The 1,055-nt window shown below is 66.3% G+C and carries 1 pseudogene; it reads left to right on the top strand.

Annotated elements, in window-relative coordinates:
- Positions 1-168: 168 nt before the first annotated feature.
- Positions 169-1,032: pseudogene (locus AB0M27_RS48195) on the top strand (class I tRNA ligase family protein); the annotation flags it as partial.
- Between the last annotated feature and the right edge of the window lie 23 nt (positions 1,033-1,055).

Here is a 1,055-nt window from a genome sequence, read left to right as displayed (position 1 = left end):
GCCCAACCCCCGATTCGATACGATGACGCTGGCCTGCAGCCTCGTTCCGTCACCATGTGTGACGCATGCGTGTGATCGGAGTGATCGCATCGACTGCGGCTTCCCGACCTGGGCCCGCCGTGGCAGTGGCACCGGCGCCGTAATGCGTACGAAATGGAGCATCCAAGGATGGCTCGACACCTGGTAACCAGCGCGCTTCCCTACATCAACGGGATCAAGCACCTGGGCAACATGGTCGGGTCGATGCTTCCGGCGGATGTGTACTCCCGGTACCTCCGCCAGCGTGGTCACGACGTCCTCTACATCTGCGCCACCGACGAGCACGGCACGCCGGCCGAGCTGGCCGCCAAGGAGGCTGGACTCTCGGTCGCCGAGTTCTGCGCGCAGGCCCACGACGCGCAGAAGGCCGTGTACGACGGGTTCGAGCTGGCCTTCGACTACTTCGGCCGCAGCTCTTCGCAGCAGAACGTTGAGATCACCCAGCACTTCGCGCGCAAGCTGCACGAGAACGGCTTCATCGAGGAGCGTGCGATCCGGCAGGTGTACTCGCCGGTCGACGGCCGTTTCCTTCCGGACCGGTACGTCGAGGGCACCTGCCCGCACTGTGGCTACGACAAGGCTCGCGGCGACCAGTGCGAGAACTGCACCCGCGTCCTCGACCCGACCGACCTGATCGACCCGCGCTCGGCGATCAGCGGTTCCACGGACCTGGAAGTCCGCGAGACCAAGCACCTCTTCCTGCTGCAGTCCAAGCTTCAGCACGAGGTCGAGGAGTGGATCGCGACCGTCAGCGCCGAGTGGCCGCACCTGTCCACGTCCATCGCGCGCAAGTGGCTGACCGAGGGCCTGAACGACCGGTCCATCACGCGGGACCTGGACTGGGGCGTGCCCGTCCCGGCGGACACCTGGCCGGAGCTCGCGGCCGAGGGCAAGGTCTTCTACGTCTGGTTCGACGCCCCGATCGAGTACATCGGCGCGACGAAGGAGTGGGCGGACGCGTCCGCCGACGGAGAGAGCCGCGACTGGAAGTCGTGAGATCTGAAGAGCGGAGTGGT

It is taken from the genome of Streptomyces sp. NPDC052107 (assembly GCF_040680215.1).
GTDB lineage: Bacteria > Actinomycetota > Actinomycetes > Streptomycetales > Streptomycetaceae > Streptomyces.
Note: the sequence above shows the minus strand (reverse complement) of the source record. Positions and strands in the feature narration are given on the sequence as shown.